At 48.3% G+C, this 26,964-nt stretch carries 21 protein-coding genes; 3 read left to right on the top strand and 18 right to left on the bottom strand.

What is annotated here, in order from left to right:
* Positions 1 to 47 precede the first annotated feature (47 nt).
* The 3 genes from FEN17_RS00665 to FEN17_RS00655 all read right to left on the bottom strand — a co-directional run bounded on the left by FEN17_RS00665 (position 48) and on the right by FEN17_RS00655 (position 3,779).
* Positions 48 to 1,871 carry a tetratricopeptide repeat-containing sensor histidine kinase gene (locus FEN17_RS00665; protein ID WP_138363394.1) on the bottom strand — a complete coding sequence of 608 codons (1,824 nt, stop codon included), beginning with the start codon at positions 1,869 to 1,871 and terminating at the stop codon, positions 48 to 50.
* 26 nt (positions 1,872 to 1,897) lie between these two features.
* Positions 1,898 to 2,674, bottom strand: a complete 777-nt coding sequence (locus FEN17_RS00660; protein ID WP_138363393.1) for a response regulator — start codon at positions 2,672 to 2,674, stop codon at positions 1,898 to 1,900.
* 313 nt (positions 2,675 to 2,987) lie between these two features.
* Positions 2,988 to 3,779, bottom strand: coding sequence for a glycerophosphodiester phosphodiesterase (locus FEN17_RS00655; protein WP_171037797.1), 792 nt, complete (start codon positions 3,777 to 3,779; stop codon positions 2,988 to 2,990).
* 193 nt (positions 3,780 to 3,972) lie between these two features.
* Between FEN17_RS00655 and FEN17_RS00650 the strand changes: the two genes are divergently transcribed.
* A complete protein-coding gene (locus FEN17_RS00650; RefSeq protein WP_138363391.1) occupies positions 3,973 to 5,484 on the top strand; it encodes a glycoside hydrolase family 32 protein in 1,512 nt (503 codons plus the stop codon).
* Between the two features lie 23 nt (positions 5,485 to 5,507).
* On the opposite strand, the gene FEN17_RS00645 is transcribed toward FEN17_RS00650, so the two are convergent.
* The 10 genes from FEN17_RS00645 to FEN17_RS00605 form a co-directional block, all read right to left on the bottom strand.
* Positions 5,508 to 5,774 (bottom strand): hypothetical protein, encoded by a 267-nt coding sequence (locus tag FEN17_RS00645; RefSeq protein WP_138363390.1) that lies wholly within the window; start codon positions 5,772 to 5,774, stop codon positions 5,508 to 5,510.
* Positions 5,775 to 5,797: 23 nt separating this feature from the next.
* Positions 5,798 to 5,962: a hypothetical protein gene (locus tag FEN17_RS27170; RefSeq protein ID WP_171037796.1), complete on the bottom strand. Its 165-nt coding sequence runs from the start codon at positions 5,960 to 5,962 to the stop codon at positions 5,798 to 5,800.
* A gap of 77 nt (positions 5,963 to 6,039) precedes the next feature.
* On the bottom strand, positions 6,040 to 6,837 hold the full coding sequence (locus FEN17_RS00640) for a TspO-related membrane protein (RefSeq protein ID WP_138363389.1): 798 nt from the start codon (positions 6,835 to 6,837) through the stop codon (positions 6,040 to 6,042).
* Positions 6,838 to 6,849: 12 nt separating this feature from the next.
* Positions 6,850 to 7,767: an NmrA family NAD(P)-binding protein gene (locus FEN17_RS00635; protein WP_138363388.1), complete on the bottom strand. Its 918-nt coding sequence runs from the start codon at positions 7,765 to 7,767 to the stop codon at positions 6,850 to 6,852.
* A 96-nt stretch (positions 7,768 to 7,863) separates the two neighbouring features.
* Positions 7,864 to 9,141, bottom strand: a complete 1,278-nt coding sequence (locus FEN17_RS00630; RefSeq protein ID WP_138363387.1) for a hypothetical protein — start codon at positions 9,139 to 9,141, stop codon at positions 7,864 to 7,866.
* Positions 9,142 to 9,154: 13 nt separating this feature from the next.
* The gene (locus FEN17_RS00625) at positions 9,155 to 10,384 is read right to left on the bottom strand and encodes a hypothetical protein (RefSeq protein ID WP_138363386.1); all 1,230 of its coding nucleotides are present in this window, start codon (positions 10,382 to 10,384) and stop codon (positions 9,155 to 9,157) included.
* Between the two features lie 26 nt (positions 10,385 to 10,410).
* The gene (locus tag FEN17_RS00620) at positions 10,411 to 11,316 is read right to left on the bottom strand and encodes a DUF4097 family beta strand repeat-containing protein (protein WP_171037795.1); all 906 of its coding nucleotides are present in this window, start codon (positions 11,314 to 11,316) and stop codon (positions 10,411 to 10,413) included.
* 10 nt (positions 11,317 to 11,326) lie between these two features.
* Complete coding sequence (locus FEN17_RS00615; protein ID WP_138363385.1) at positions 11,327 to 11,896, bottom strand: hypothetical protein; 570 nt, start codon at positions 11,894 to 11,896, stop codon at positions 11,327 to 11,329.
* An 8-nt stretch (positions 11,897 to 11,904) separates the two neighbouring features.
* Positions 11,905 to 12,414, bottom strand: coding sequence for an RNA polymerase sigma factor (locus FEN17_RS00610; protein WP_138363384.1), 510 nt, complete (start codon positions 12,412 to 12,414; stop codon positions 11,905 to 11,907).
* Between the two features lie 87 nt (positions 12,415 to 12,501).
* Positions 12,502 to 14,739 carry a GH92 family glycosyl hydrolase gene (locus FEN17_RS00605; RefSeq protein WP_138363383.1) on the bottom strand — a complete coding sequence of 746 codons (2,238 nt, stop codon included), beginning with the start codon at positions 14,737 to 14,739 and terminating at the stop codon, positions 12,502 to 12,504.
* A gap of 188 nt (positions 14,740 to 14,927) precedes the next feature.
* On the opposite strand from FEN17_RS00605, the gene FEN17_RS00600 reads away from it, so the two are divergent.
* A complete protein-coding gene (locus FEN17_RS00600; RefSeq protein WP_138363382.1) occupies positions 14,928 to 17,480 on the top strand; it encodes a galactose oxidase in 2,553 nt (850 codons plus the stop codon).
* Between the two features lies 1 nt (position 17,481).
* On the opposite strand, the gene FEN17_RS00595 is transcribed toward FEN17_RS00600, so the two are convergent.
* The 5 genes from FEN17_RS00595 to FEN17_RS00575 are packed head-to-tail and all read right to left on the bottom strand — an operon-like array spanning position 17,482 to position 26,242.
* Positions 17,482 to 19,056, bottom strand: a complete 1,575-nt coding sequence (locus FEN17_RS00595; protein ID WP_229208632.1) for a glycoside hydrolase family 43 protein — start codon at positions 19,054 to 19,056, stop codon at positions 17,482 to 17,484.
* A 54-nt stretch (positions 19,057 to 19,110) separates the two neighbouring features.
* A complete protein-coding gene (locus FEN17_RS00590) occupies positions 19,111 to 20,421 on the bottom strand; it encodes a glycoside hydrolase family 99 protein (RefSeq protein WP_138363381.1) in 1,311 nt (436 codons plus the stop codon).
* Between the two features lie 53 nt (positions 20,422 to 20,474).
* Positions 20,475 to 21,164 (bottom strand): DUF3823 domain-containing protein, encoded by a 690-nt coding sequence (locus FEN17_RS00585; protein ID WP_138363380.1) that lies wholly within the window; start codon positions 21,162 to 21,164, stop codon positions 20,475 to 20,477.
* 29 nt (positions 21,165 to 21,193) lie between these two features.
* Positions 21,194 to 23,089 carry a RagB/SusD family nutrient uptake outer membrane protein gene (locus FEN17_RS00580; RefSeq protein WP_138363379.1) on the bottom strand — a complete coding sequence of 632 codons (1,896 nt, stop codon included), beginning with the start codon at positions 23,087 to 23,089 and terminating at the stop codon, positions 21,194 to 21,196.
* 12 nt (positions 23,090 to 23,101) lie between these two features.
* On the bottom strand, positions 23,102 to 26,242 hold the full coding sequence (locus FEN17_RS00575) for a SusC/RagA family TonB-linked outer membrane protein (RefSeq protein ID WP_229208631.1): 3,141 nt from the start codon (positions 26,240 to 26,242) through the stop codon (positions 23,102 to 23,104).
* 309 nt (positions 26,243 to 26,551) lie between these two features.
* On the opposite strand from FEN17_RS00575, the gene FEN17_RS00570 reads away from it, so the two are divergent.
* Positions 26,552 to 26,902, top strand: coding sequence for a hypothetical protein (locus FEN17_RS00570; protein ID WP_229208630.1), 351 nt, complete (start codon positions 26,552 to 26,554; stop codon positions 26,900 to 26,902).
* The last annotated feature ends 62 nt before the right edge of the window (positions 26,903 to 26,964 follow it).

Genomic DNA, 26,964 nt, shown 5'->3' with positions numbered 1-26,964 from the left:
CAGAGTAGGTCTACGTTGAGTTAGAATTAGTTCGAAATATAATGCATTTACGCAAATTCCACCAGCTTTGCCGCGGGAAAGGTTAACAAAAACCGGGAGCCCTGAATCGAATCTACTTCCAGTGTTCCGTTTGCCTGTTTTGTCAAAGATTTGATCAGCCGCTTGCCAAACGAGCTGCCGCCTTTCTGCCATTTTTCCGGATCAATCCCCGGCCCGTTGTCTTTGATTTCGAGGTACAATTTGTCCTCCTGCCAGAGTCGGATGTGCAGCGCCGGCGCATCCACGTTTTTGTAGGCGTGCTTAAATGCATTGGTAACCAGCTCGTTCAAAATCAGTCCCAGAGGTACGGCCAGCTGCACGTCCAGCATAATCGGGGCAATGTCCAGGCGGAGATCGAAGTTGTCTTTGTATTTGAAAGACTGCATCAGACCCTGCGCGAGATCGCCGATATATTCCTGCATATTCACGCCGGTAACATTGTCGGTTTGGTATAACTGGTTATGGATAAGCGACATCGCCTCAACCCGCTGCTGGCCTTCGAGCACCGCCTGCGCCGCCTTTTCATCGTCGAGCCGGTTGGCTTGCAGCGATAACAAGCTGGAAACGATTGCCAGATTATTCTTCACCCGATGGTGCAACTCCTGCATCAGCTCCTTCAACTGGCCCGACTGAATGCTGATCCGGTGGTTCGCTTCGGAAAGCGTTGTGTTGGTGACGCCGAGCTGCCCATTCACTTTACGGATCGTACGGTACTGCCATAATGCGATCCCTAAAAGTAATGTCAGCAGCGAAACACCGCCGTAAAGCCACAAAAGTTGCCGCCGTTTTTCCAGATTTTCCTCGTCCAAATGCTGGATCTGCTGCTGTTTTTCGCGGGTCTGAAAGCGCGTTTCCGTTTCGATCAGTTGTCTGCTTTTCTCCTGATTGAAAACACTGTCCCGATACATTTCCAGCTTTTTCTGAAATTCAAATGCCTGCTCAAACTGCCCGCGTTTCTCGTAAATTTTTGTCAGCGCACCATACGCCTCCACAAAAGTTTCCATCCGCTGCGGACTGAAATTCACCATTTCAAGCGCTTTTTTGGCATACATTTCCGCCTGGTCGAGGTCGTTCATCAGCACCAAAGTGTTGGGCAAATTGGTGTAAATCATCGCCTCAATATACTTATCCGAATTCTTAATCGCCTTTTCCAGACCTGCCTTATAAGTCGCGATTGACTCTTTGTATAGCCCGGCATTCTTGAAAATAATACCCTGGTTAAATTCCGTGGCCGAGTAATCGTCGCCTGTTTTTTTCAGTATTTCAATCGCTTCCTGGTTGTAAGAGAGCGCCTTCGTATAATTTTTCTTAATATCCTCGATCGTGGCCAGATCGGTGTATAAAAAAGCGACTTCACGCGGCATCTGCTGATCCCGCGCCAGTTTCAGACCTCTTTGAAGATAATGTTCTGCCAATTTAAGGTCTCGCGTGGAAATATAAACGCCCGCAATACGCTGGTACGCACGGATTTCCCGTCGGAAATCTTTCAGGTTATGAAAAATTGTCAGTGCCTTTTGGTAGCTGGCCACGGCCAGGGTAACATTATTCTGTGCCCGGTCCAGGTAGCCCATCGCCATATAAGTCCGCCCGATCAGGTCCCTTTTCCGGCTTGCCTCGGCCATCCGCATCATTTCCGCCGCCGCCTGCCCCGACTCTACCAGCTTGAAGTTATCTGCCGTTTCATAGGTATAATCATATAATTTTTCATAGCGTGCAGAGTCGGTTTCGTTTTTCAGTTTTTCTAAAAAAGCATCAAAACTCCCGGGTTGCGCAGCCGCGGAAAAATGCAGGATCCATGTTAAAAAGAGCGGATATAACCGGCAGCTTTTCATAAGTAAGAGACTGGTTATCAAAAAAATTAGCGGAATTTAAACTGCCCCATAAAGTCTTCCTTGTACTGGGCACCAAGCGGAATAGCAACCTGATCGATGAAAAGCTCACGATCATTAAACCCGGTCACCTTTTTGAAATTCACAACAAAAGAGCGGTGCACGCGCACCAGCGAAGGGTACGACAGCCGCTGCTGGGTATTGCCCATCGTGAGCCGGAGCGTGTATTTTTGGGATTTTGTAATGATATGCGTGTGGGTATTGTCGGCTTCGAGTAGCAGGATATCGTCGAGCGAAATCCGGACAAACTGGTAGTTATGTTTGATAAAAACCTGATCGTCAATCAAAAGGATCGCTTCCCGGCCGGCGTCTTTGTCAGCGGTTTCGGGTTTCTTTTCGGATACGGGTGCGGCGGGTATTCTGGATAAGACAAAATTGTGGATGGCCAGGTCTACGGCAATGTTGAGGTTATCGGGCCGGACCGGTTTGGTAAGATAAGCCGCCGGGTGAGTCTGCTTGGCACGTTCTACGGTATCCTTATCCGAAAATGCCGTTAAATAAATAACTGGCACCGGTTTGAATGCGATGATCTGCCGGGCGGTTTCCACGCCGTCCCAATCTCCCTTAATGTGGATGTCGCAAAGCAAAAGATCGACCCGGTTTTGCTGGTAAATGGCAAGCGCCTCGCGGCCATTATCGGCCACCTCAACCACATCATACCCCTGTGCTTCGAGCAAATCGCTGACGTACATTCCGAGCACCGCCTCGTCCTCAACAATCAAAATCTGTATCCGGTCGTCTCGCATTATGGTTGTTTTGAGGGAAGTAATTAAAATTCACTTACAAAAATGGCCGGTTTCACTGCATCCGGCCCTGTTTTCACATACAATTTCCGGCTTTGCCTTTCTGCCCGAACTACTTTTACAGCACAAATCAGGGTCGGTAGGCCGGTTAACTTTTGCCACTCAGAACCAAAAGAAGCTGAGGGGTAGGTTATAATGATTTAAAAGATCTTTTTACTCAACGTTGAAAAGCTGGCCCGTGAAGTCGATTCTTCTCTGCAGAAGAGTCGGCCGATCCGGGCTTGGCAGATTTCAGTTTTAGGTTGCCAAAATAAATTCAATGTAAAAACGGACTAAACTCCGAATCAACCTGAAAACCTGTAACGCCAATTTCAAGCATTCGCTTACAATCCTCCCCGGCATCATTCATCAGGTCCACAGACTTTCGATAGTGAAATTTATTGATCGCAGCCACCAACAGGATGCGGTTTTTATCAGCCCAGTCAACATCGTCTTTCGTAAGTTTAGCTGGTCTCTCAAAGAAAAAGTAATGTTCCGGCTGGTAGTCCGGCCTTTTCATATTCTCCTCCAACTGCTGGCGGGTGCAGCTGAGCTTGATTTTTCCAGTAAAAAATGCGGTAGATTCATCGGTACCGATCATTAAGGCTGTTTTTCGTAACTGATATTTGTCCAGCATTTTCAAAAGTTGATTGAACAAAACCGTATCCAGTCCAGCAATCTTATTGTCGAGCATCACGCTCATTTTGTTTTTCTGACAAAACTGAAAAACGTCTTCCAGCTTCATCGGAACATTACCATCCAGCGCACTTTTCAGCTGACTGATTTCGCTCCAATTGAGATCAGTGACTTTTTTGTCAACATGATAATATCGTTTAAAATCGGCGTCGTGATTGGCAAACAATATCCCATCCTTTGTCACGCGCACATCGGTCTCGATCATGGCATATCCCTCCGCGGCTGCTTTTTTTAGCGCCGGAAGCCCGTTCTCCGTATAGGTACTGTCCACGACGCCACCCCGGTGGGCGATGAGCATGAGCTTCTGCTGCGCGAATGTCTGATCTGTCAACATGAACAGACAAAAAGCCACTGTCACCCGAATACAATTCATAAGTCTACCTGACTTTATCATTTTCATAAACTAATTCATTTTCAAAAAAAGGCAATTTAAAGGCTGCGCGATACATTTTAGTTTTTAAAAAAAATGACAACAGATTAATAACATGCTTTTGATTTATTGGAAAAGAAAAAATTCTCGTAAATAGCATTCCGCCAATTTTCTTTTTAACCTGACTAATCATAATATGAAAAAACTGCTTCTCTCCGCATTGCTGCTGATCAACTTGCTATCTGCGCAAAATGCGACGGCGCAGCAGGAAAAATATCGTCCGCAGTTCCATTTTTCGCCCAAAGCCCACTGGATGAATGATCCGAACGGGATGGTTTTTCATAACGGTACCTATCATTTGTTTTTCCAATACTACCCGGAAGATAAGGTGTGGGGACCCATGCACTGGGGCCATGCTACAAGCAAGGATATGGTGAGCTGGCAGGAGCAGCCGATCGCATTGTATCCCGATAGTCTCGGGTATATTTTTTCGGGAAGCGCGGTGGTGGATACGAAAAACACTTCCGGTTTTGGCAAAGATGACAAGGTGCCGCTCGTCGCCATTTTTACCCATCATAATCCTGTTTTAGAAAAACAAAAAACCGGCAGACATGAATATCAAAGCCTTGCATACAGTCTCGACGAAGGCAAAACCTGGACCAAGTACAGCGGAAACCCGGTGCTTCCCAATCCCGGTATCACCGATTTTCGTGACCCGAAAGTAAGCTGGTACGAGCCGCAGAAAAAGTGGATTATGACATTGGCCGCCAAAGATCGGATTGCATTTTACTCGTCGCCCGATCTTAAAAGCTGGAAAAGTGAAAGTGACTTTGGTACGGATGCCGGTGCGCATGGCGGCGTGTGGGAATGCCCTGATTTGTTTCCGATCATGCACGATGGAAAACAGGTGTGGGTACTGATTGTGAACATTAATCCCGGCGGGCCAAATAAAGGCTCGGCTGGCCAGTATTTTCTGGGCGATTTTGACGGAAAAACCTTTAAATCATACTCTAAAGAAACAAAATGGCTTGACTTTGGTGCAGACAATTATGCCGCCGTCACATTTTCTAACACTGGTAACCGGAGCATTTTGCTGGGCTGGATGAGCAACTGGCAATATGCCAACCAAGTCCCGACCGATCCCTGGCGGAGTGCCAATACAATTCCCAGGGAATTGGGCTTGAAGACTTTTGGGAAGGAACTATACCTGACTTCTAAGCCTATCAAAGAGCTGGATATTTTGAATGGTACTGCTTTTACAGAAAAAAACTTAATGGTTAAAGGACAAGTTGATCTGAGCAAAAAGGCAGGCAACCCCACCGGCTTGTTCCGGCTGGATTTGAACATTCAAAAAGTAACTGACTTTTCAATCGTCCTCGCCAACAAAGCAGGCAATGAAATGATCATCGGCTACGACAAAGCCACCAACCAATTTTACACCGACCGCTCCAAATCTGGCAAAACCGATTTCGAAAAGGGCTTTGGCGTAAAACACACTGCCCCGAGGTTCTCTACCGACCCAAATATTCCTTTAACATTAATCGCCGACGCGGCTTCGATTGAGCTATTTGCAGATGGAGGGCTGACGGTCATGACAGAAATATTCTTCCCTGACCAGCCAATGTCAGAGTTATTTTTGAAGTCGGTTAATGGGGTTGTTGTGAGTGAGTTGAAGTATACGGCTTTGAAGGCAGCAAGGAATCAGTAAAAGCAATCTTTGAGGAATCGGCTTTAAGCCTTGTAAACAGTATCCCGGACCAGCCTCTTGCCAAACTTCCCGACTTCAACATAATCATTTTCGGTAATTATTCCCCGCTCGATCCATTTCGATACAACCTGTGTTGTGACCCCATACTTTGTGGAATACTCCGCAATTGTCAGCCACTTGTGCATTTCCAATACCTTACCTTCGCTCATTATAAAATCTTTGCCTTCTTTAATGAGGGCATCGGCTCTTTTGAGCAGGTCATCAATGTTAATCTTTTCTGTAACGTTCATATTGAGTATCTACAAATTGCAACTTAATTAGCTTCGAGCTTTCTCAAAATGCCCAAAAGAAATCCCAGGCGATCCAGGAGTGCATCTACTTGATTTTCTGTAAGCTCAGCATCATCAGAATCATTTAACGCTTGCCTGATCGCCGCTACTTCCATTCTAATTGCAAAAATTAACTGCTTTTCATTCATATATAGCGGTGTAAGTACATAAAGATAGGGCTTGACACTCAACGTGTCAAGCCCTATCTCATATTTATCTTGCTTGCCTAAACCCTTTTATAAACCGGCTTCTCCATAATAAACCGGCGTTTTCGGTTTTGATAACCGTGGACGCTAATATTGATAAAAACCAAGATAGCAGCGGAAATGGCGGCGTAGGCGACGGTGCGGGCGTCGTCCCAGTTGGCAACGGCGACAGCTATGAGCGCCCAGACTCCTACCACAGCTGATTCACGCAGGTTTCGGATCCAGATCATCAGGATATTGATAACCGCCGCGACGCCTATCATAATGATGGTCCAGTTGGCTTCGGGAATGCCGAAACCTTCCCATTTGATTTTAGTCAGATAAGCTGCTACATCGGCGATGAGCGCCACGGTGATCCAGCCGAGGTAAATCGCGAAAGGCCAGCTTTCGAACGAAATCTTTTTGAAAGTGATCAGATCCAGCTCCATGCGCGTCTGATACATGATATACAAAAGCGACAGCAGCAAAACGACCATAATGACGACCGAAGTACCGGTGTAATCATACAGCCAGGCAATGACCCACAGCGAGTTAGCAGCGCAGGAAACAACAAAACTCCACCCGATCTGACCTACGACAACTGGCGTCTCGCCTTTGTGCAAAAGCCCCCGGCTCTGATGCCAGACAAACGCGCCAAGCCCAATGTAAATAAAAAGCCAGATGGAAAAGGCGTAACCTGCAGGAGTAAAAAGATTGTGATATTGATCAGATACGCTGGCCATCGTGGCATTGTTGAAAATGCCGGTGTTTGACAAATAATTAATAATAACTGTGACGATCAGCGCTATAATGTTGGCGATTTGCAGGGTCCTTTTCATTCGCTAAAAGATTTATTTAGATTCGGTTGCGTTTGCCAGCACCTCCTTTACGGACGTCCAGCGGATTTCGGGATAACGTGTATTGTCGAGCGGCTGCAATTTAGGCAAGCCGCTGAGCATATTATGCAAATATTGCATTCCTTGCCAGGCCGGAAAAACCTCTCCTTTTTGCGGCGCCAGTGTTTTAGCCATTTTGATCATCAAATTTAAAAACCCAAGGCCGCCCGCACGAAGTATGCGAAATTTGTTGCCGCTGGCTTCTTCGGCCGACTGGCGAAGCTGCCTGACGGTCGCTACCTCTCCGGCAACTCTCAGATACCTGGGTGTTTTAGGATCAAGTGCTGCCGCTGCGGTGAATTCCGCGGTGTTTTCAATGGTGGTAAAATCCATCAGCTGATCGGCGCTGCCCCAGTGCAAAACCAGTTTTGGTCCCGACAAGATAACCGGCGCCTGGCCGGTAAGCAGATCGGTGAACATGCCATTTAAAATAGATGTAGCCTGGATTGGCGCTTTATCCAGAATTCTGGAAAACTGCCTGCGCAGATCCAGATTGCGATTAGAGCCGTCGGGCAATTTGGTGAAATCAATAGAAAAATCGGAAGGGATAAAACGCGGGACACCAACTTTCACAGCCGCTTCGAGCAGCTTCGTTTGTGCATCCACGATCACATCACCCAAGCCAGAAACCGCAGAAATGAAACAGATACCGCCCTCGCAAGCCTTTGCCAGCTCCTGCGGATTGTTATAATCGACTTCCACAACCATTATCCCAGCCTGCTTCAATTCGTTAAGCTTCCGAATGTCGGCACCTTTCCGCACCAGCGCCCTGACGGTCGCGCCGCGTTGCAACAAATAATGGGCAATGCGCCCGCCAAGATGGCCCGTCGCACCAGCTAAAATAATGATTTTGTCCGTTTGTAAATTCTCCATTTTCCAGGCCGTTTGAATTTGCAGCGCATGTTGGCTCTACAATGCTGACCTGGTTGAAATGTTATAATTATTGTTCCTATGGCAAGAGTTTAAGTTTTAAAACGTAAACCCAATCCCAATCTTTGAACTAATATACGGTCTCGTGCCGCCCGGGAACCAGCTTTTGTATTGCTTTTGCCAGAAAATTGAGCCGTCGACGTAGATGCGTTTGAAGAGACGCTGCTGATATCCCAATGCGAGTGCACCTGTGGGTGTGGCAATATCTTTATCAAAATTCCACTCTGGCTGGTACTGATACCGGACCTTATCGGTTGTCATTGAATATCCGCCTCTCAATCCCGCATACGGCCCGGAAAAGTTGTTTCCGGCCTTTCCATGTCGCAATAAAAATGATTGCAGAAAATAATACCGTAATTCTAACTGAGCGTCCAGCAATGCCACGGTCGACTTGGAAGAGAAAATTTCATAATGATAATATCCAGCATTCAGTCCTGCTGAGACCGAAACGGGAAGGCTGGCGATCTTCCGCTCGTAAGCCGTAGAAATCGATGCTGTCTGATTTTTTAATCCAACAGCAAGTCGGGGCAATTCCACTTTCCACTGGCCCTCAATCGCTTCATCACAAACAAGAACGTCACAAAAAGGGGCTGCACTAGTCCTCTTCCAATCACCAAATGCCAGTCCAACGTTGGCCTGCGTACCGATAGTGAAATTGCGGGTCGTGAATCGTTCGCGGTCTTCGTATATGTAATTCGGGCCAGCTTCTTTCTGAAACAAACCTACCGAAAAGTCAATGTGCCCACGGTTGAAAAAGCGGCTTTGGAAACCATACAGCAGACCCATCCTGCCTACCTTGGTAGTTCCAAAAGTTGACATTTGCGTCAATCCGAGCGACTGCTCATAGGAAAGTGCAACATAAGTACCGCTGAAATTATTGGCACTTAAACCTTTACTAATCCGCTGGTCCATATTATAATACCAGCGCGCCTTTCCGTTAACCCACAAACTCACCTGCTTCCAGTTGAAATGCAGGAGTTGCTGCGCAAGCCCCTCGTCAAATCGATCTAATTGCGAATACAGCGACGCTTCCAGGGAAAGCGATGGCAAAACCTTGTACTCGTAAGCAAAATTGATCCCGGATCCCTGAATCTGAGAGCCTACCGTGGTGACTTTAAAGATTTGCCGCGTCGGCACCTTTGTCATAAATACATTTTCATAACGGTCAATAAAATGCTGACGAGTGAGGGTGTCTTTCTCCTGGGAAAAAGATACCTGAAGTGTATCCTGTGCATTCGCTCTGCTTGTTAAAAAAAGCGCCAGCATAGTCAGCAAAAGCCTGGCTACCAGCTGTGAGTAGCATTGATATTTTGTCATGATGATTATTTTTTCAAAATGTAAAGCCAAAAGCTACCCGGATGGATAACATTTTAGGGGGGACCAGGTAGGTTGAAGAATCGTTCAGGATGTGCGAATAGCTCAAAGAGCCGTCGACATAGATCCTTTTAAAAAGTCTTTGCTGATAGCCCCACGAAGCTGTCGCGGCGTGGTACCACGCATGATCTTTGTATTTTCCCGAATCGATATTTGAATCAAAACCTGGGATAAATGTGGTCGCACCTACGCCCAGATATGGCCCCGAGAGATTTCCGCCGCCAGTTCCCCGCCGGACCTGCGCTTTCTGGATGTAATAGTACCGGAGCTCTACCCCACTGCCAGCCTGATAAGTTACCAGTGAAATAAATGGCCCCGCGTTCCGGACCGCCTCGGCATGGACGTCCGCCTGTACCCAAAACGGGCTCTGGCCGATCCGCCTCTCGTACGCAATGCTGGTATTCCCTCTTTGCAGCCGCAAACCAAGGGTAATGTTCGGAATTTGCAGTTTCCATTGTCCGCTCACCTGTTCATCACATAAAAGCACCTCGCATGCAGGCGAATGCCGGGACTTTTTCCAGTCGCCCAGGGCAAATCCGAAGGAAGATCGTGTAGTGAGTACAAAATCTTTTGCCGTAAAATATCTGCGGTGCTCGTACAAATTCACCCAAAGCAGGTCGCGGATATACCCCCTGTTGAAAAGGCCGACCGACATATCGATATATCCCCGATTAAAAAACCGGCTCTGAAAACCATAGAGCAAACCAAATCGCCCCCTCTCCTTCAACTGAGGTCCATCGCTGGCATAATGAAGGGCTTGTTCATACGAAAGTCCAAAGTAACCGCCGCTGAAATTGCTGGAACGCATTTCCTGGTTCACCCTTTTTCCCATATTATAGTACCAGCGCGCATTTGCATTCATCCAGATGTCGCTGGTTTCACTATAAGAAATCGGGATAGCGTTATATTGGTTTTTGGTGGTAAAAACCGCCGCTTCGAGTGAAAAATTTGGCAAAATTTTGTACTCATAACCTATCCGGAAACCAACCCCGCCAAAACCGGAATACCCCACTTTCAACATCTGCCGAGTCGGCACCTTTGTCATAAAAACATTCTCGTACCGGTCGATAAACCGTTGTTTTACAAGCGTATCGCTTTCCTGTGAGTAGGTCACCCGGATGCTGTCCTGGGCGTAGGAAATCTGGAAGATGCCCAAAAAAGCGAGCAGCAGGAAAAGTTTTTTCATGGCTAATATTGAAGGATGGCGGCTTGCTAGCGGATCGTCACATTGCCAAACTCGGCATTGATATCAACGTGCGTCAGCTGGTTTTTCTCGAAAAATGCCTCTTTAAAATCGCTCGTATTGCGTTTCCACCTAAAACCGTTCGGTAATTTCATGGTGGCGTATGCACCCTGAATGTTGTAGTCAAAAATCTGCCAATTCTTGGTCAGCAAGGTGATTTCAGCTTTTTTGGATCGGATACCGAGGCTGGTTAGCCCTGTGGCAGGGTAAATTTCCACCTGCCCATACTCCGCATCCAGCTTCACGGCACCGGCGATTTGCGAGAGGTGGATTTTGGTGTGATCACTTGTAAATGAGAATGTTCCGGCAATTTCAGTTCCTTTCAACTCACCGAAAGCGGTACTTACCTGCCCCTTTCCATTAATTCCGGTAAGGTTGGTTGTGCAAAAATCGGCTTTCAGCTGAATGTTGTTGGTTAACCCCTTCAAATTGATCGTCCCGAAAGAGTTTTTCAGATCGATGGCGCAGGACGCTGGCAAATGAATGGTATACCGCGCTTTCAGATTGGAAACCGGCTTGCTTTCGCCTTCTTTTAGCAAAATGTAATTTCTGAGAAAATAATCCCTGCCATTGCGGTCGGCGATGTACTGCACTTTCGCCAGATCACTGGCGGCAGTGCTCCGGTCGGGATGCCGTGCCGAAAGCTCCATCACCACCGAAATGTCACTTTTCTCCCAGGTAATCATTTCAATGTCAGCCTTTTCTGCATTGATGTGCAGCGTGCGGACAGCCGGTGAGCCCACGGTTTTTTCAATGGTCTTCGTCGCCACCTGCAACACGCCCTGCGCCGCTGCCTGCCCGCCGATCACAATAAGTATCAGCAGGAAAAGCCCCGTTAAAATGTATTTTTCAAAAAATCGCCCTGACGGTTTCATATTTTTCCTGTTAAATCATTTTGGCCATTTCGTTCAAAACTTCGGCCTTTTGCTCTTCCACCGCGCTAAACTGTCGCACCAGCTCCGGCTCCGTATTATATGCCCCGATCGCTTGTTGCAACTGGTCCGCCGCAGCGTCCAGCTTCTCATATTCCTGCTGCAATCGTTTGTAATTCTTACTGTTACACACCAATGTCTCCGTTTCGCAGTAGGCTTTTAAATGCGCATATTTTTCATCGGTCAACAAAGAGCCGTCAGCTTGAAGTCGCTCGTCGGCTTTTTCCTGCGAGTAGGAAATGGATTGATTAGCAGTTTTTTGAAACAACAGATTGCCAATGATCCCGATCAAAATCGCAGCCGCGGCATATCGCCAGGTTGCACGCAGGTTTGTCTTTTCAGGTCTGTGTACAATCAAATTCCAAAGCTGCTCATCCGGCTCATACAGCGGCATTTCCGACAAAGCAGTTTTCAGTGGCAGCTCGTCCATATTTTGCGAAAGCGCCGACCAAACCTTTTCATCCGGTTCATAATCATTCATTTTCGCCAGTGCATTTTTTAAATTATCCTGGTTCTTCTCCATAGCATTTTTCATTTTGAGGAAAGAATACTTCGCAGCCGTCGCTTGGCGTGATGCAGCTGCGATTTCGAGGTACCTTCCGAAATTTTCAGCATGACGGCAATCTCACGGTGCGTATAACCTTCCACCTCGGCCAGCACGAAAATCGTCCTGAACCCATCGGGCAGCGACAGAACCGCCGTTTCCAAATGTGCCGAATTGATTTCGATCTGGCCCCAGTCGATGCTTTCACCAGGATAGTCATCCAGGCTTTGCCAGGTCACCAGCCGCTTTTTCTTGGTCGATTTCCTGACTACGATCTGCTTGATCCAGGCACCGAGCGTCGCGTCGCCACGGAACTGGTCGAGATGCCGGAATACTTCCAGAAACGCGTCCTGCAACACATCATTGGCATCGTCAAAATCACCCGTAATGCGGTAAGCGAGGGTATACATCGCCTTTTTGTACCGGTCGTACAACTGCCGCTGCGCAATGCGGTCGTGTAAAAGGCACCCTGAAATCAACTCCGCCTCCGACGTCATAAGTGATTTTTAAAGTATTCGGGTTAAAGAGGATCGTCGGAGGCGGATTGGTTGTATGAAGAAGAAAAATTTGCAAAAAATGTGAAGCTACTCGCTTAAACCCCAGGTTTTATTAGGTTTGGGGCCCATTTCCAGTTCCAAAGTTCCGCCAGCCATCAGCTGCTCGTGGGTAAAAGTCGGCTTGCTCAACACCTTACCATTGAACTTCGCGCTTTGAATGTATTTATTCACGACGGATGCTTTGTTGGCATTTACCGTAAAGGTTTTTCCATTTAACAAATTGATCGTCGTTTTTTCAAAAAGCGGGCTGCCGATGGTATACTCAGGGATTCCGGGCGTGAGCGGGTAAAAACCCATCGAAGAGAAAACCACAAATGCGGTCATCCCGCCGCCATCTTCATCACCGGGAATACCGAAAATGTTGTCTTTAAACCAGACATCGAGCAAGAAGCGAATGTGCTTCTGCGTTTTCCAGGGAGCCACTGCATTGTACAGATAGGGAATGTGAAAACTTGGCTCATTTCCCATCGAAAACTGCCCCACCAGCCCGGTAGCGTCCGGAAACTTCGCCCAGAATTCATACTTGCTGCGTCCCAAACCTTCCCGGAAAAGCTGGTCCAGATCTGCCTCAAACTTTTGCTTTCCGCCCATAAGCCCGATCAGCCCCGGAATGTCGTGCTGCACCTGCCACTTGTAGGTATATCCGTTGTTTTCATCATAAAATTCCCTGCCGCCCATCCCGCCGTCAAATTTCGGGTCGATTTTGATCCAGTTACCCTTACTATCTTTCGGGATAAACATGCGCTGCTGATCGTTCCACAAGTTTTTGTAATTCAAAGCTCTCTTGCTGAACACATTAAAATCATTCGTTTTACCAAGTTCCTGCGCCATCTGCGCCACAGACCAATCGTCGTAAGCGCCGCCCAATGTTACCGCTACCGCCTGCCTTTTTTCAAAAGGTGTCACCAGTTTAACCGTTTCTTTTTCATTTTTTGCCAAGGCCGGATAGTAACCTTTTTTGTGATAAAAGTCATCCAGCTCGCATTTCGGACCATTTACCCAGGGTAGCATTGTCGCCTCATTCGCATTTTTGACCATGCCTTCGTAGGCTGCGTTGAAATCGAAATTCCGCAAACCTTTCCGGTAACCATCCAGCAGGACGATGGACGAGTGGAAACCATTCATGCAGGGATTATCGCCAAAAAGCACCGGGAAGGTCGGGATCCAGCCGCTTTGCTTGTACATATCCACAAAAGATTGCAGCATATCTTCTTCCTGCACCGGGTTAAGAATCGTACGCAGCGGGTGGTGCGCAAGATAAGTGTCCCACATCCAGTCATCTACAAAAAACGGACGGGTTGTTTGATGCACTTTCTTATCATATCCTGAATAATACTGCCCATCCTCGGTAATGTCTACCATTCGCTCGTAAGTCCGGTAAAGCGATGTGTAAAAACTGCGCTTCTGTGCTTCCGTGCCGCCTTTAAGGTTGATCTGGCCCGCCACTTTCGCCCAGGCTTGTTCACCGGCAGTTCTTAATGTTTCAAAGTCAACGTTGTTCAGCTCGTTATCGAAATTTTTCTTTGCTTGTTCAGCCGAAACGAAAGAAATCGCATACCGGAACTCGATCTCCGATTTGCCCTCAGGAAACGAAATGTAAGCCCTCGCGCCTTTGCCGGTCAGCTTTTGCTGGCTGGAAATACCTGCCTTCGTGCCCGTCCCCGCCGTACCTTTCTCGCTGAACATTCCATATAAATGTATCTTAATGTCAGACGCATACGTTTCGGTGCCAATCAGCTCCTTACCATCCTTAAATTCCCAGCTTCCTTCACTATTATATAGCCCAAACAGCACATTTCTGGCCGATTTTTCAGGAAACTGAAAACGGAAAATGCCCGCCTTTTTACCCGGCACAAAAGACAATGTCACCTCATCATCAACCAGATAAGCCGAGTAGTACCACGGACGGATCATTTCCAGGTCATGGTCATAAGTCATTTTCTCGTCCCAGCTGGCCGGCGTAATAGCAGAGACGGCGGGCTTCATTGAAAAAACCTCCCCAAGCCGGTGCGAAACGATTGTCAGCGGAAAGCTGGAAATCTGATCATCGAGGTAATTTCCCCGGATCGGTGCCATACGGATCACCTGGTTTGGAAGCTGTACCGTTGGCCTGGTAGGTTCCAGCAGCTGGCCTACGTTCCCAATTTTCGGGTCAATATATTGCAGGTTTTCGGTCGGATATTTTTCTGTTTTGTTTTGGCCGGAAACCTGGTGAAGAGCGATCTTGAAAATAAAACAAAGGAGCGTAGCATGATGAATGCGCATAAATTCAGGTAAATTTAAAAATGTAGTTTTGTGCACGGGAGGCGTAGGCCGACAGTGACTGATTTAGCAGCGAATTAAGTAAATAGCACTTAAAAAAAGCTTAATATTTAGTTAACAAGCCCTGGCAAAAATCCATAAGGCAACATTGATACTTCAATTCAGCAAACTTTTTCTTTTTTCATTCCGGCATGCGTGCGCGTTTTTTATTCCTGCCAGTACTTGTATTGATCTTATCAGGTTATAAAAATAGCACCTGCGCACAATCTTATGGTCTTGGTTTTGAAAGCTTTGAAGTTGTTCAGGATAAAAGGACCGGCCTTGATCTGAGCCCCGATCAGACGCTTTGCTTCAACAGTGATTTCGAAATCTCTTTCGAAATGTCCTTCCTGGCTGACCGGAAAAATTACTTCGGGTACATTGTGCGCCTCATCGAAAATGACACGCGGAACATTGATGTACTTTATGACAATTCCGACGCCGTCACCCAGCATTTTAAAGTAGTAATCGGCGATCGGTTCTCGACCATCGCCTTTAACATTCCCGAGGCGGACCTTTATAGCAAGTGGAACAAAATCAGGCTGCTTTTTAATAAAAAACAAAAAACGATTATCCTGATTTCCGGGTCAAAAAGCTACCGCTACCCCTTCAAGTCGGGCGAAAAAAGCTGCTATAAAATGCTTTTCGGGGCCACCAGATACAAAAATTTCACCACGACGGACGTGCCGCCGATGAAGCTCCGTAATGTTGTTATCAGCGAAGACGGCACCCGGAAATATTACTGGCCGCTGGACGAAATGTCTGGAAACAAAGCCCCGGAGATGCTGGCAGGGAGAGATGCATTTACCAATAATCCGTTGTGGATCAAGAAAATGCATTACGACTGGCAGCCGCTCAAAACCTTTGTGTTGCAAGGGCCTGCACGGGTAACCTGCGACCAGGCCGGCGGAAATGTGCACATTGTAAGCCGCGATTCGCTGATCAGCTACCGGATCGCGACCAGCCAGATGACTTTTACGCCGCACGCGCCGCAGTCGATTTTTATGGATGATCAGGTGTTATACGAAAAGTCGCTGGACAAGGTTTTCAACATTCATATTAATGAAAGAAAAGTTACTGCCTTCGACCTCAAAACCAGAACCTGGAACCGGAACGAACCTGATTCCACACTAAAAACGCACTTTTTACACGCAAACAAATTTTACTCAAAACCCGACTCAGCGATTTATCTGCTCGGCGGCTACGGGCACCTGGAATATAAAAGTAATGTCCAGAAATACAGCCTGGGCAGTGGAACCTGGACGGATTTACCGAAAAAAGATACTGTCTTTACACCGCGCTACCTGGCGGCGCTCGGCGCTGCAAAGGGCGGCGCCTACCTCATTGGCGGCTATGGCAGCACCACGGGAAAGCAAATCCTGAACCCGCGTAACTGGTACGATCTGCTATTTTTTAATGTTAAAAACCAGACATTCAAACGAATATATCAGCTTGAAACGCCTTCGGAAGACTTTGTTTTCGCAAACTCGATGGTGATCCGCGAAAATGAGGGTTCGTTTTATGCATTGATACACCCGAAAGACAAATTCAACACAGCGCTGCAACTTATCCGCGGATCGCTGACAACCCCCGGATACGTGACGGTAGGATCTCAAATACCCTATCAGTTTCTGGATACCGGCTCTTTTGCCGACCTGTATTACGACCAGCACAGCCACCGTTTTGTGGCAGTGACGCTGAACAAGCTGGATAAAAACCAAACCAGGGTTGCCATTTATTCACTGTACTCGCCGCCGCTGAGCTCGTCGCAGGTGAATGTGCAGGAGCAGGCGGGGACTGGAAAACAGCTTTGGATCGGGATTGCACTGCTGGTTTTGGCTGGCGGGTTTATTTTGTATCTCCGGAAAAAAACACCTGCGAAAGCAGAGTTGCCCACTGAGCCAGGGGAAGTTATCCCCGCGCCTGAAATGGATGAAGCAGCTGTTTCAAACCGGCAGCCGGTCAAGATAAAGCCGATCCCGCAGCTGAACAGTATCCTGCTTTTTGGAAACCTGCAGATCTTCGACGATCAAGGCGTTGAGATCACGAAATCGTTTACGCCGCTTTTGAAAGAGCTATTTCTCGTGCTGCTTCTGTATTCTACACGCCGGGAAGGTATTAGTTCTGAAAAACTGAAAGAGCTGCTTTGGTTTGACAAAACCGCGGACAGCGCGCGCAACAACCGGTCGGTGAACATTGCGAAATTGAAAACTGTACTGGATAAGCTGCAGCATTGCACGATTTCCAAAGAAACCGGCTATTGGCGGCTGAATGTGGACCATGAGCACATTCTGATCGATTACGCGCTTTACCTCGACCTGGTTTCCGGAAAAAGGACGCTGACAAAGCAGGAAGTATCTGAGCTGGCGAACATTACAAAACGCGGCAGCTTTCTGGCCAACCAGGAGTATGAGTGGCTCGATAGCTTCAAATCAGAGGTTTCGAACGAAATTGTCGATGCCTATCTGCGCTACGCCACCTCGGTCGATATCTCCGACGATCCGGAATTTTTGATACGCCTGGCCAATTATATCTTTTATTTTGACCCGGTCAATGAAGAAGCCATGACCCTGAAATGCAAGGCGCTGGCCCATTTAGGCAAACATTCGATGGCGAAGGCGACGCTCGAAAATTTTGCACGTGAATACAGCCGGATTTACGGCGAAGAGTTTAACAAAGATATGCCCGAGGTGCTGCATTCGTAGGTCAGTTATATTTCATCTGTACGGAGCGAATGTCACTTTTCCCCTGCTTTTTACCCGACACGTTGATACCCACGCGAGGCGCCCGGTCCCAGCGCGGCAGCCACGAAGCTTCCATTTTCACGGGACTTGCAGAATCCACCTTTTGCCCTTTCACGCCCCAGCTGAACTCGTAGAACCGGCCAAACCGGCTGTTCAGTTTCAGGTCGATGATTTTGTATTTGTCGGGAATATCCTGCTTGTTCAGCACTTTATATTCACCGTCTTTGATTTGCCAAAGTTCGATCTGACCTTCCCTCACACCAAAGCCCAGCGCATTTTCGCTATCACCGTAAACCACAATGTTCTGGTTCAGATCTTCAAGGACACCTATCTGCGCGGTGAAGTCATAATTGCCTTTTTTTACAACAACACCCAGAAAGTTACTGACCGGCTGATGCTCATTCGCTGTAATCCGCAGGGCGTCGCCTTCAATACTGTAAGATGGCTTCTGATATTTTACATCATATACCCAGGGTATCTGCAGCGAATCCTTTTCATAATTGACGGAAAAATCGGCCTGATCGATTGCCAGTATATTACTTGGCGACTCGGCCTGGGCGGGCGTCGTTTTTCCATACCTGAATGCCGGCCACTGCGTAGTTTCATCCCAAACGAGCTCACTCAGCACACCCTGCCGTCCGCCAAATGTGAAGTCGGAGCCGCTGTAAGCATGATGCAGGTAAAAATACCGCTTGTCAGGCGTCACTACTACGGTGCCGTGACCCGGACATTTCCACGTATCATCTCCAAAAAGCACCGGGTTACCGGAGAATTTTTTCCAGGGCCCCTGTAATTTTTCAGCCCGTGCCATCCCAACCTGGTAATCACATTTTTCACCGCAGCAAGCATTGCCCGAATACAGCATATACCAGTAATTTCCACGTTTGAAAATTGTTTGTCCCTCCGCACCCCCACCTTCCCAGCCAGCTGCATCCGCTTTTATTAGACTGAACTCCTGACCCACCATTTTCAACCCATCCGCGGAAAGCTCTGCGCCGAGCAGCTCAATGTCTTTTCCCTTATCCAGCCCGTAGGCTTTCCACGTGATGAACAATTTGCCCTTATCTTCTACCACAAATGCATCGATCGCCTCATTTGTCCACTCAATGATGATACCGTGGTCTTTGAAACCCTTTTTCAGGTCTTTGGTGCTGGCGACGCCGATGAAGGATTTCTGATCGGATTTGCGCCGGGCGGTATAGTATATGTAGTAGGTATTGTTTCGGTAAAAGAACTCCGGTGCCCAGAAGCTGCCCATCGTCCAGTCGGGCATATCCAGAAATACCGGTCCGATGTATTCCCAGTTCACCAGATTTTTGGAAGTATACATCGGATAGGCCGGCCCCCACTCCGACGAAGTGCCCACCGCGTAATACACATTGCCGACCCTTATCACCGAGGGATCTGCAAAATCACCGGCAATGACGGGATTACGATAGGTGATGACCGGCGCCGGAGCGGGTTTCTGGGCAAAGGTACAGGTCACAAAAAACAGCATCAGGCTGACAACAAGGGAACAGGACTTCGTCTTTTTCATGGGGCTAAGAAAAAGAATTATTTCTAATATCGGAAGCCTGTTCCCCTGCGCCTGTTACTTTCGCACGGGCCGCTGGGCCGTAAAGCCGCTTTCGCCGTGGAACCATCTGGCCGCTTGTCCGGTGAGCCAGAGGTAATGATCAGAGGGAAGATCCGGCTCGATGCCGACAAATTTGCCATCGGCATTGAGCGGTGTTTCGCCTTCTTTTTTGGTTTTAAAAATCGCAGTACCCTCATCCACCTCGTCAAACATAGCGACATACAATGCCTCCGCACCCGACAATTTAGCGCCGGCTACCTGCTGCCAGAGAAAATCGCCTTTGCCGCGCGGGATTTGATTGTAAAGTGATTTATCGTTTTTCAGGTTTCCCCAGCTGAAACCCGGGAAGACGAGCGGCGCGTAGTCAATGTTATTAGTCTTGCACCAGGCAATGTCCGCCGGCAAATGTGTCCCCGCAATGTCGGTATAGCTCGACGCATTGTACCTACCCACAGCCCAAGGCATAATTACGTCGGCGCTTTTGATCACGGTGTGAAGCAGCTGCGAATTTTCCGTGTCATTACCAAGAGTCCGCCAGTAATACGGCACACCCAGTAGTATGGAAGCTTTTTTCGTCGGGCCTTTTAATTTTTCTACCAGTTTCTGAATGTCGGCGATCGTGTATTTCCGGCCATCATTGAAGCCTACGCCCCAGATGGCGAGGAGCGGCCGGCCGTTGTGCCGGAGGTATTGCGGATATTCCTTGTTGTCAAAAAGTAAAAATTGCTTTTGCAGTTCCTCCCAATCTTTTACAATAAAATCCATATCCGCCGAAGCCGATCCGCTCAGATCGTACATGATGCTGATCGCGCGGCCATATTTTTTGGAAGCCTTCAAAGCATTGGCAAGCACCTTGTTAAAGTGCTTTTTACCGCTTTCACCTTTCACCTCCCCCACAAAACGCTGCATGTAAACGCCGTCGATATCGTGCTCCTGCATCCATTTAAAATGCAGGTCCACACTTTCCTCGTCATACGGACTATATACTTTGGCGGCTGTGCCGTCAGCGTATTTAAATGCGGTATTGTAGGTTTTGGAATACTCGGTCACATCCGGCCAGAAATCAATCGAAGTAAAACCTGGCTCAAACTTTCCGTTTTTCTGATAATGATGCCAGCCACGACCCGCACCATCGCCCTCAGCGGTAAACCAACCCTGGTAACCCGCCATCACAAGCCCTTTATAGCTCTTGAAAAGCACACCGGTTTCGTCATATTTCACTTCTTCAACGGGTTTCGGTTCAATCGGCTTTTTATCATCATCATCCGCCCCACGGCAGCTGAAAGAAAGAAAAGGTAAGAGTAAAAAGAGGTGTAGTAGTCTCATAGTTAAGCATTTGATTCAATGACAAAAAAAGGCCGCTGGCTTGTGGTTCTGAGTTAGAGTCCGAGCCTTACGGCTTTGGCATAGTTGAATTTGGACTCTGGCGCGTCTATAATGGCTCCCGCGCGGAAAAAGTATTGATTGCCGGCTTTCAGCACATTGCTGTTTGCTGCTACATCCAGTTCCAGCTTGTATACCTTATTCGGGTCCGTCGCCGCATTAATTTCCTGCTCTGCCAGGGCCGTGCGCATAGGCTCGCCTACTGATGGTTCAGGGTGGACGTAAAGACCTATTTTCCGTACGTTATTGATTACAGTCTGCTGCAGTTTGAATGTTGCCACCACCTTGCTGCCGACCTTTTCAATTTTCACGTCCTTTAAACGAATGTAAGGCTGCACCTTGAAATCGAGCTGCGTCTCTCCTTTGACCGTCACTTCCTGCGGTGTCAGCGGAACGAAATTTCCGCGTACCGGCGTGATAGTATAAGTGTTTGAAAAAATGAGGTTATTCCGGTATGTACCATCGTTTTTCACAAGCATCGTCTGCTTGGTTTCCGAGGAATAGCCATGCTCGATAAACTCGATCTGGCTCCCGCGGATAATGTCCTGTTCAACCGGCTCATTGGTTTCACTATCCAGGAACGTCCCGTAAAGTTGCGCATCCGGTGCCGGATAATTGTCGATGCTGCAAGCCGAAGCCAAAAATGCCACCAGCAGCGCAGAAATGTATGTTTTTGTTTTTTTCATGATCATTGATTGTTTTAGGCAACAGCTTCTCAATACTGCGGATTCTGCACAAGTCCGTTGGCCCCTATTCCCGGGATTGCTCTGTAATATTGTTTGTAGTCGAAGGTAGACGGGTTGCTTCTGGCGACGTTGGTACGGATAAAAATGTACTTCGCCGGGGTTACCCGCAAGTCCAGCACGGGAAGGATGGCGTGTCGCATGGTATTGTTGAAAACCGTGTGGTATTCACGTCTTCTAATCAGGTCCCAGAAACGCTTGTTTTCAAACGCCAGCTCTACCCTTCTTTCACGGATCACATTGTCGATCGTCAGCGGAATGTCTGTTTTATGGGCTGCGCGGTGACGGATATCATTCAGCGCCTTAGCACCTTTCACCTTGTCGCCGGTACCACTTTCGACGATTGCTTCTGCATAATTGAGCAGGACTTCGGCATAGCGGAACTCCGCGAAATCGGTCGTGGTCTGGTTCCATCCCGGAGCAATGTTAACACCCTCATTCAAAAACTTCTTGAAACTGACGCCCGTCCGCGTGTTGTTCCCGCCCCAGGTATCAAAACCCGAATACTGCGTCCGGTCCGCTGAGCCATAGGTGTAGTAGGTTTTTCCAGCCAATGTGAACGGATCGCCGCCCATGATCTGCGCGCTGCCGTCGGGTTTGACGAAACCAGCCTGAATAACAATTTTCTGGCCTTTCCAGCTTGTACCCGGCAAAATCATCGTGGCCCACATCCTGGCATCTTTCCCTTTGAAAATATCATTGGCTTCATCAAAACGCTTGTACTGTTTGCCCGCATTGAAACCGTTGTAGTCGGTAATATCATTGCCCGCCACAGTCGTGACTACCGGCGAGCTGACGCCGGGCTTGTCGTAGCTTTCGTAAGTGTCCATCAGTTCCAGCGTCGGGTTCATGCGTCCCGGGTGCGGCCAGCCGTTCGCGGTTTGGTTGGGCTGGTACCAGATACCGTAATTGTGGCCGGTACCGGAACCTGGTCTTGCATAGCCTTTGATAAAAATCACTTCCTCCGGCGCATTGTTCGGATCTTCGAAAAGCAGGCGGTAATTATTAGCAGCCTCTTCCGGTGTGGCAGGAGCAGGCTTGTACAATGCAAATTTTCCTGAGGCGATGATCGCCTCGGAGGCGTCGATCGCCGCTTTGTAGTACTCAGCAGCAGCCGATTTATCCAGTCCTACGAGTTTCTGATCGACGGCCGTACCAGAAATCGGGGAGCGGTCACCATATTTGGCGAGGGAAGCGGCGTGGAGTGCTGCGCGCGATTTTAAAGCGTAAGCCACCCATTTCGTAGCCCGTCTTTCGCCGCCCGGCCAGGAATCTGAAAGGTTGGCAATGGCAATATCGCATTCCTTCATCACGAAATCCCAGGTTTCTTTTTCGGTGCTCCGCGGCACTTTCAAAGCGTCCACATTGCCTTCGTATTTTTGCACCGAGGTGATCAGGGGCACTCCGCCATATCTTTTTACGAGGGCAAAATAGGCGAATGCACGAATAAATGCACTCTCACCCACCAGCGCCTTGTTTTCCTCGTCGGTGACATCCAGTGTCGGGATAATGTCGATCAGGATATTGGTATCCCGTATCAGCTTGTAGCCCTGGTCCCACCATTGAAAATCACCGTCGCCGATAAAATCGCCAAACTCGGTATGCACCGCCTCGTCGGTGACCATGGCTGGCGCAAACCCACCATTATTGGGGTCGCCGGTATTCCAGTTGAAACCCTGTCTGAAATAGGTAAAATCCTCGATCGGCAGCTGGTAGTACAGGTTGGCCATGTACAGCTTCACGCCCTCCGGATCGGAAAAAAGATTTTCGCCCTGCAATTTATCAAGTGGCTGCTTGTCAAGCACATTCCCGCAGCTTATCGCGAAAAAGAATGTGAGCAGCAGTACGGTATTTTTAATCCATTTCATTTTTCGCAGCAATTAAAATTTAACATTGATACCAAAATTGTAGCTCCTCGTGACCGGGTAAGTCAGCCCTGCACCAAACAATCCTTCAATTTTTTCCGGGTCAAAAGGTTTTACAAAAGGGTCGGCCCAGGTGAAAATGTTGTGGGCGTTGGCATAGAGCCGCACATCCTGAATGCCGATTTTTTTCAGCCAGCCAAGTTTAACCGTGTAACCCAGCTGCGCACTTTTGAAGCGGAGATATGAAGCATCTTTCCGCCAGGCAGAACTTTCGGCATACATCGCACCCACATTGTAGTTGAAGCGGGAAGCCGGCCATTTACCCGGAATCCACTGGTCATCATCTGACAGATGCCATCTGTCGTAAAAATATTCAGGTGTGTTTCCGCGGAACGCAAATACCTCGGCATATACCTCACGGAAACGCACGCTATATTTTCCCGAACCCTGGAACAAAGCTGTAAAGTCAAAGTTTTTCCAGGATGCATTGAGCGTGACACCGTAGTACATTTTCGGATCGCCACCGAAGAAAAGCGGGGTAGCATCATTCCCATCTATCACACCGTTTCCGTCCACATCCTTGTAGCGGAAGTCGCCTGGAAGTTCACGGGTGTTGCCGAGATCGCCATTTTGGATCGGCGCGTAGATCACCTCGTCCTTATTCTGGAACTGGCCTTCGAGCTGGTAAGCCCACACCACATCATTCCAGCGGTTGGCAGCACCATTGCGCCACCTGTCCATACTGCTCAGGAAATCGCCCCGCTCTACATACCGGTTCATGGTGCGGGCGTAGTTGAAGTTTCCTGAAATGCCATATTTAAAATCGCGGATCTGGCCGCTGTAACCGGCTGAAAATTCAATCCCACGTACCCTGTCGCTGTTCAGGTTTTCCTCGGGCAATGTTCCGCCGAAGGTGTTGGGCAAGGAAACATTCCTGCGCGCCAGCAATCCTTTCCGGTCACGCTGGTAAATGTCAAATGTGAGGTCAATCTTATTATCCCAAAGTCCCACATCGATACCTACGTCCTGAATGTTAGACTTGAACCAGGTCAGGTTTTCATTCACGATCGCCGGAGAAGCAGCCCCTGTGGTATAATTTCCATTGGTAAACTCATACCCTCCCCCGCCAGTCAGCGAGAAACCTGGCACATACTGGAAAGGCGCACCTGCATCCGCTCCTACCAAACCGTACGAACCTCTCAGTTTCAGCATTGAAATAAAAGGGATCCGCTTCATAAATTCCTCTTCCGAAACCCGCCAGCCAGCAGACACCACGGGGAAAAGTCCCCAGCGACGGTCGGGATGGTAGCGGTAGGAGCCATCGTAGCGGGCAGCTACTTCCAGCAGGTATTTTTCTTTAAAATCATAATTCAACCGCCCTACGTATGATTGGCTGGCATATTCGCTTTCCGATCCGCTCGTCGTCTGGTTATTCAGGCCAGCCTGATCAATCTGGTCATTGGTGTAGAAAGCATATTCCCTGCCCAGTCCAGCCCAGCGGTTTTTCGATTCCTGCTGCTCGTATACCAGCGTGGCGCCGATGTTGTGATTTTTAGCAATCACCTTATTGTAAAAAAGCTGCCCCTGAAATGTTACCCGGTTATTGTCGGAGAAATTGTTGCTGATCCGTGAGGGGTTTCGCTGCGTATGCGCCGTGTATTTGTCCGTCGCGGCATCATAGGTGTAAAGGTTATAGCTTTTTGAGAGCGACTTGTTGCGATAATTGTTGCTGTCATACCCTACCTGGCCTTTGATCCGCAGTCCCGGCACAAAAGGCACCGTGTAAGTCAGTGCAAAAGTGGATTGGAAAAACTTGTTCACATCCTCTGAATAGCCTGTCAGGTCACCATTTGCGAGCGCCACCGGATTGTAGCCTCCGCTCAACAGTGCCGGGTATTTGGGGTTATCATTGGCATAAGGCCGCTCGGTGGCCAGCGCAACGCGGGTACCTTTGAAAACATTGAAAAAATTATCGCCGGGCTGCGTCCGCTTGTCGAAAAGTCCTGAGAGGATAATGTCGGCGTGCAGATTCTTATGCAGGTCGATGCCAACATTGGTACGGAAAGTGTACTTCTGATAGCCCATATCGTTGCTTTTCAGCAAACCGTTTTCTTTCTGATAGCCAAAACTTGCGAAATACGAGGTTGCGCCCTCTGCGCCCGACGCCGAGATAAAATGCTGCTGCTGGGATGCCGATTTGTTCAATACCTCTTTATACCAATCCGTTCCCTGGTAGCCCGGCGCGCCAGTCCTGAACTTCTCAATTTCCTCTGGCGAGTACACCGGATTTTCACCCAGGTTTTTCGCCGCATCATTCCGCATTTCAGCCCACTGCAATGCCGACGTCATTTTCGGGACATCCGTAGGGCTCTGGCGGCCGTACACTGCATTGTAGCTAAACTGCGGCTTGCCCTGCTTGCCTTTTTTAGTCGTGACAATCACCACCCCATTTCCGGCGCGGATCCCGAAGATTGCGGCCGAGGCGTCTTTCAAAACCGAAATACTCTCAATGTCGTCCGGGTTGATCTTCTGAAATTCATAGCCACCGTCCCGCGCAATCCCGTCGACCACATAAAGCGGCTCGCCAAATCCGCGAATGTTGATGTTCGTACTGAACGACCCTGGCTCGCCGGAATTCTGGCGGATCTGCACGCCGGCTACTTTTCCCTGCAGACTTTGCGCCAGGCTGGTATGCGTGGTCGTTTTGATCTGCTCCGAAACAATGTTGGAAATGGCACCGGTCAATGTCTGCTTGCGCTGGGTACCGTAACCCACTACCACCACTTCATTCAGCTCGTCGGTGCTCAGTTCCAGCTTAATGTCGAAGCTGGTGCGGCTCCCTACCGTAATTTCCTGCCGCTTGTAGCCCAAAAAACTGACAATAAGCACAGAACCCGATGACGGAACCGACATGGAAAATTTCCCGTCGACATCCGTGGTAGTACCTTTTGTGGTTCCCTGCAAAACAATGCTGGCGCCGGGAATAGCCAGATTTTTCTCATCGCGCACGTCGCCGGAGATAGCCGCTTCTTGCCCGGCATTCTGGGCAGAAGCCATGTTACCGAGTAATAACATCAGGCACCATAAGGTCCCGATCCAATGCATCTTCCGAAAGCTCCCGGAGTCTTTCCGTTTTAATAAAGGTCGATTTTCCATATCATCTTTTTAAGTTCAAGTACAAACCCTCTCTGCCGGCCTTTCCTGCGAAAAGCTGTCTGCTGCCTCTTTCCATAATTCAAATCCAAGTTTAACGCGTTACATTTTGGTCGGCCTAACCATGTGTCAAAGAAAGACGGGGCGTATTAAGAAATGGTTAATAAATGATTAACGGAGCCACAAAACCCATTAATTTTTTAATTATCCGGATAATTAATTGAGAATTTTTGTGTTTTTTAAATCCTTTTGCAAAGATGCGCCTCAGCCCGTACCTTCGCAATCGTGAAAAGGTTTATACTACATATCCTCTTGACCATCGTCATACTTGATACTACTTCCCTGTATCAGGTTCTGAAAGTACCTTCACTGATAACACATTTCGTAGAACATAAAGCATTAAACCACGAAATCAGCTTTATGGATTTCCTTTCCATGCATTATTGGGGCGACGATCTCAATGATGACGACGATGAAAAGGACATGCAGCTTCCCTTCAAAAAGTTTGAAATACAGCATACCAGCTTCCTTTTTGTACCTTTTGCCACTTCTTTTACCTTCAAAAATCCCGATTGGCCTATCCGGGCTGACTACGGCCCCGACGAGCCGCAGGTGCATTACAATGCATCATTAGGTGCTCTTTTTCGCCCTCCGCGAGCTTAAATAACTACATACAGCCGGCGCATTCCGCCCTGGCAAAACCATGCCTGCGCAATCCTGTGCAA

The organism is Dyadobacter luticola, assembly GCF_005860805.1.
Classification (GTDB): Bacteria; Bacteroidota; Bacteroidia; order Cytophagales; family Spirosomataceae; genus Dyadobacter; species Dyadobacter luticola.
The sequence above is the reverse complement of the archived record's forward strand: the minus strand, read 5'-3'. Positions and strand labels throughout refer to the sequence as shown.